Origin of the sequence: Mesorhizobium sp. M0830, from assembly GCF_040319965.1 — a bacterium.
GTDB lineage: Bacteria > Pseudomonadota > Alphaproteobacteria > Rhizobiales > Rhizobiaceae > Mesorhizobium.
On record NZ_JAMYOR010000118.1, the window covers coordinates 1 to 5,241 of the forward strand.

Below are 5,241 nucleotides of genomic sequence, written 5' to 3' on the forward strand. Positions count from 1 at the left end.
TCAAGCGTAAGCGCCTCAAAGCCCTCATGAACCCGACCTACCGCCAAGCCGTCCTTGCAGGTTAACGATTCATGATTTCGCCCTGCGGCAAAGACGATCACCGTGATGTTCGACGGCAAGTTGGCCTATAACGCCACCACTTTCAAACAGGCAGCCGAGACCCTCCGAGCCCGCACTGGACCTGCCCTGATTGCGGAATTTCCCAGCGTGACGTTGCACGCGCCTTCGGACGCCAAATTGGAAATCGATCAAGTCCGGCCGGAATTTGAGGCGCTGGCCCGTCACATCGGTCGGCTTACGTAGACTTCGGTCTTGCCATTGCTCGGAAGCAGACGTCGCCCGAAGCGGGAGCGATCGTGGTTGCGCGACATCTCGAGCACAGACTAGCTATAGTGGAGCGCTACGGCGACCCAGCAGCAGAGCGATGCCCAACGCCGGAAGCGTCGCCGCCGCGACGGCGAAGAAGACGAATTGCAGCCCGGCCGACGCGGCGACCAAGCCGAGCGCCGGACTGCCGAAGCCGAGCGCCACGTCGAGGAAGACGGTGTAGAGTCCCATGGCCAGGCCGCGGCTGCGTTGCGGAAGACGGCTTACGGCCTCGGCACCGAAACCGGGATAGACCAGCGAGTAGCCAAGGCCAGTCAGGCCCGCTCCGATGGCGGCGAGAAAAGGCCCGGGCGCAAGCCAGATCAGCATCAGCCCAGCCGCTTCGACCGCCACGAAGATCACGGCGACGCGCGCGCCCCCCAACTTGTCAGGCAGGTGGCCGAAGCAAAGCCTTGCCGCGATCAGCGACGCGGCATAAGCGGTGAAGGGAAGCCAGACCGGCTGCCAGCCGCGTTCAGCAAAGAGCAGCGCGCCAAAGGAAAGGATCGCGCCATAGCCAAGGCTGCTGAAAGCAGCTCCGACGCCGGGAAGCCAGACCGCTTGCGCCACGCTCGCCCATGACTGTCGCGCGGCGCTCGCTGCGAGACTGGTGCCACGCATAGGCAGGATGGCAAGCAGCGTCGCAAGCGGCAGGCCGACCGTCGCGAGTGCGATCGCGGCGAAGCCGCTCGCCGCGTAAAGCGCAGATCCGATCGGCGCGCCTAGCGCGAGCGCCGCGAACATCGCCATGCCCACCCTGGCTATGATCTTTCCGGAGTTCTGTCCGCCCGCAAGGGAAAGGCCCCAGGCGACACCGCCGGTGATGATGAAGCTCTCAGACGCGCCTAGTACCGCCCGGCCGGCGAAGAGCGCCGATGCGGACGCTACCGGTCGGTCGAGCAATGCCAGCGAGCCGAGATAAATGAACCCCGCCAGGGCAGCGGCAATGAGGCCGACGATGACGGCCCGCTTGCCGCCGCGCCCATCGGCATAATTTCCGGCTCCAATGCGCGACAGCATCGAGGCGACGAACTGGCTGCCCGTCACCAGCCCGACTGCGAAGGGGCAGAAGCCGAGTTGCTGGTGAAGATGCTGCGGCAGGACGGGTAGCGCCAAGCCGATCAGGAGGAAGCCGGCGAAAACAGCCGCCATGATTGGCATTCCGCTATCGCGCCATTTCGATCTGAAGTCCGCGCCATTTGTGACCACCGATAACACTTTGACAGCCGGCTGTTCCGATCAGTAACGTTCGTAGGTCACGCGCCAGCCCTCGGCCGGATTGTCCGGCGTGAGGACCAGTTTGTTGTCCGAGACTTCGAATTTGCGTTTCATGCTCTTCCCGACAAGGTTGCGGACCAGGGAGGACTCGATCGTGATGACGAAGGTCTTGTCCTGGTCGTTGATGGCGACCGGCCCGTAATAGGCTTCGTAGCCATTCGCCGTGTAAGGCGTGTCCGGCGCCTCAGCGTCGGGATTCTGGGCCTGCACCGAGAGGGTGCCGGACTCGGTGAAGATGACCTGGCCGGAATATGGCACGGGCTTGAGGTTTCCATCGGCGCCGGCCTCGAGCGACCTCATGCGCCATGCGCCGATGATCGGGGACTCTTGGGAGAAAGCCGGCGTGGCGACCGAAAGCGCAAGCGCCAGGGCGGCTATCTTCAATCTCATCGTCATATGCGTTGTTCCTTTTCTGATTTGTGGGCGCGAACAGGCCGTCCGCCCAATCTTCGCTCACACGGAAAGAATGACCTTGATGGCGCGCCGCTCGTCCATGGCGCGGTAGCCTTCAGCGACCTCGGCCAACGGCAGCTTGAGGTCGAAGACCTTGCCGGGCTTGATCACGCCCTTGAGCACACGGTCCATAAGGTCGGGCAGGAAGCGGCGCACCGGCGCCGGGCCGCCCAACATACGCTTCTGGCCGAAGAATAGTTTTTGGCCGTCGAAGCTCACGCCGTGCGGCACGCCGACATAGCCGATGGTGCCGCCGGGGCGAGAGCAGGCCAGCGCCTGGTCGAAGGATTCCGCTGTGCCGACGCATTCCAGCACCGAGTCCGCGCCAACGCCCTTGGTGAGTTCCTTTATGCGGGCGACGCCTTCCTCGCCACGCTGGGCCACGATATCAGTGGCGCCGAATTCGCGGGCGAGCTTTTGGCGGCTGGCGTGCCGGCTCATGGCGATGATGCGCTCGGCGCCCATCTCCTTGGCCGCAAGCACGCCCATCAGGCCGACCGCACCGTCGCCGACCACCACCACCGTCGATCCTTCTCGGACCTCGGCTGCATCGGCTGCATACCAGCCGGTGCCGAGCACATCGGACACAGCCAGCAGGTCAGGAATGAGTTCGGCCGGCGGCACCTCGGCGGTGGCGACCAGTGTGCCATCCGCCAAGGGCACGCGGGCGTAAGGCGCTTGCGCGCCCGACATGAACTCGCGCTGCACACAGGACGACTGGAAGCCGAAGCGGCAATGCGGGCAAGTATTGTCGGAGAGGCAGAACGAGCCGACGACGAACTGGCCGGGACGGACCGTGCGCACCTCTGCGCCGACCTCGATGACGATGCCACAATATTCGTGGCCCATATGCATCGGGCCGTCGACCGGCTGCAATCCGCGATAGGGCCACAGGTCCGAGCCGCAGATGCAGCTTGCCGACAGCTTGATGATGGCGTCCGTCGGCCGCATGATTTTCGGATCGGCGATTTCCTCGCAGCGGATGTCGCCCGGTTTGTAAAGAAGGGTTGCGAGCGTATACATTCCTTACACAAACAAGGAAGTCGCCCATGAAGCCCGCAATCACCTATCTTCGCGTCTCGACCGACCGTCAGGGCAAGAGCGGTCTCGGCCTTGAGGCACAGCGGCAGGCCATCGCCCGTTTCGTTGAAGCCGAAGGCTTCGAGATAGTCGGCGAGTTCATCGAGGTCGAAACCGGCAAGGGCGCAGATGCACTCGCCAAGCGCCCCCAGCTTGCCGCAGCGTTGGCGGCGGCCAAACGCAATGATTGCCCGGTGATCGTCGCCAAGTTGGACAGGTTGAGCCGTGACGTCCATTTCATCAGCGGCTTAATGGCGGATCGGGTGCCATTCGTCGTTGCCGAATTGGGCATGGGTGTCGACAGCTTCATGCTGCACATCTACGCGGCGGTCGCCCAAAAGGAACGGGCGGTGATCAGCCAGCGCACGAGGGAAGCTCTGGCGGCAGCCAAGGCGCGGCGTCAAACTTGGCGGACCGAAGCTTGCCGAAGCACAGGCGATGTCTCGTACGGTCCGCACGGCGCAAGCCGACGCCTTTGCAGCCAACATCCTCCCGATCATCCGCGACATCCAAGCAAGCGGGGTCAAATCGCTCCGGCAGATCGCGACAGCACTCAATGCGCGCGGCATCGCTTCGGCGCGCGGCGGAACATGGACAGCTGTTCAGGTGACGGACATCATCAATCGGGATGCTCGTAAGAAGCTCAGCCTACCAGAGCAAGCTTCTGCTGGGATGCAAGACGAAGTGGCAGGAGGTACTACGTCTGGATCGCAAACCCGCTCAACTCCCGCTGGTAGTCGTGCGGTGGCGCATGACCATAGCACCCCCGCCGGGGTTTGTCGGTGGCGGGAGTGGTGCCGATTGTGGGGCCCCGATCAGGCGACAGGCGCTAACTTCGCGTAATCCTGTGCCTACCCCCACTACCGAAGCTGCGCCTTACCTTCCGATTTGCGACGCTGCCGACATCAGCTCCTGAGTGTTCGGGGCGCCGAATAGGCCGCCATCGAGTACCTCGTTGGAAGTCCAGCGAACGACGCCATCGCGGTCCAGCAGGAACTGGCCGACGAGCTGCCCAATGCCGGTGGCCATCATCTGTTGATCCGCTTCCGTGATATCGTAGCTGTCCTTCTTGTTCAGATATTCGAGCGCCGCAAACGGGTCCATCGGTTCCGGCATCTCGCCCGGCAAGTCGACCCGCATCGACTTCACATCGCTCATCGAAACCTTTTGCGGCCATGCGCTCTCGTCTTCGGTGATCTGCATATTCGGCAATCCAAAGGCGCGGTGTGAAGTTCGCTCCGGATCGGACGCCGCGAGCAGGCCGAGCATCGGATGGTACCGCAGATAGAGGCGCGCCCGCTCGATGGGCGTGTTGACCACTGTCAGGCTTTCGATGCCCTTCTCGTTGAGGGCTGGGGTGAGTTGCGAAAGGATGGCGATATGACGCCTGCAAAAAGGACAATGGAGACCTCGATACAGCCCAACCAGCACTGGTTTCTCGCCTCGGAAATCGTCGATGGCGATCTTGCCCTCGCGGGTAATCGCGTCGAGCACGACATTGGGCGCCGTTTCGCCAGGTTGCAGCGGGCCTATGTTGAGACGTTCTGACATGCTGATCCCTCCTCGCGGGTCAATCCACAACGGATGTGCGGGCGGGTGGCTTGAGCCCATGTGCGGCACATACGTCCTTGGGCATGCTGAAATGGCGGTCGGCCTTAGGACGGCGTCGAGGTCGAGCGTCGATAATCCATTTATAACACACACGGAGAGGGTGGACGCTAGTTCTTACGGAGGGCAACGCTTTTACACTAGATGGCGCCCCACGAACGCTGGACCTTCTCGCGCAGACGATCCCACAGCCAACTGCTGGTCCTCGTCACTCCATAGCTCATTTGCAACCGGATGTGAGTTAATCTCCGCTGGGTCGGCTGACCAACCCCCGGGCTTCATCGGCAGCCAGGGGGTGGGGGTGGGTTGTGGGACCCCACATTGGATTGCTCCTTCTGGGTTCGAACAGTCCACTGACCCCATTGTCAGCAGACAGCATCCGCCCATCTCTGCGCCCTTCCACGGTGGTGCTATGGTCCAGCATGATCGGTAGCGAGGAGGACGTAATCCATGCCC

General features: G+C 62.8%; 7 protein-coding genes. 3 read left to right on the top strand and 4 right to left on the bottom strand.

Translation table 11 applies throughout. From position 1 onward, the window contains the following. Positions 1-105: 105 nt before the first annotated feature. Positions 106-303 carry a hypothetical protein gene (locus NKI20_RS33250; RefSeq protein ID WP_352838194.1) on the top strand — a complete coding sequence of 66 codons (198 nt, stop codon included), beginning with the start codon at positions 106-108 and terminating at the stop codon, positions 301-303. 84 nt (positions 304-387) lie between these two features. Here the strand turns inward: NKI20_RS33250 and NKI20_RS33255 are convergent, their stop codons facing one another. The 3 genes from NKI20_RS33255 to NKI20_RS33265 are packed head-to-tail and all read right to left on the bottom strand — an operon-like array spanning position 388 to position 3,120. After that, on the bottom strand, positions 388-1,584 hold the full coding sequence (locus NKI20_RS33255; protein WP_352838195.1) for an arabinose transporter: 1,197 nt from the start codon (positions 1,582-1,584) through the stop codon (positions 388-390). 21 nt (positions 1,585-1,605) lie between these two features. Further along, entirely contained in the window at positions 1,606-2,040 is a 435-nt protein-coding gene (locus NKI20_RS33260) for a lipocalin-like domain-containing protein (RefSeq protein WP_352838197.1), read from the bottom strand. 57 nt (positions 2,041-2,097) lie between these two features. Continuing rightward, positions 2,098-3,120 carry a zinc-dependent alcohol dehydrogenase family protein gene (locus tag NKI20_RS33265; RefSeq protein WP_352838199.1) on the bottom strand — a complete coding sequence of 341 codons (1,023 nt, stop codon included), beginning with the start codon at positions 3,118-3,120 and terminating at the stop codon, positions 2,098-2,100. 26 nt (positions 3,121-3,146) lie between these two features. On the opposite strand from NKI20_RS33265, the gene NKI20_RS33270 reads away from it, so the two are divergent. Continuing rightward, positions 3,147-3,815, top strand: a complete 669-nt coding sequence (locus tag NKI20_RS33270; protein WP_502898186.1) for a recombinase family protein — start codon at positions 3,147-3,149, stop codon at positions 3,813-3,815. Beyond that, a complete protein-coding gene (locus tag NKI20_RS33870; protein WP_502898187.1) occupies positions 3,745-4,020 on the top strand; it encodes a hypothetical protein in 276 nt (91 codons plus the stop codon). Before NKI20_RS33270 ends, NKI20_RS33870 begins: the two co-directional genes overlap by 71 nt. 33 nt (positions 4,021-4,053) lie before the next feature. On the opposite strand, the gene NKI20_RS33275 is transcribed toward NKI20_RS33870, so the two are convergent. Beyond that, entirely contained in the window at positions 4,054-4,728 is a 675-nt protein-coding gene (locus NKI20_RS33275; protein ID WP_023758572.1) for a peroxiredoxin-like family protein, read from the bottom strand. Positions 4,729-5,241 lie beyond the last annotated feature (513 nt).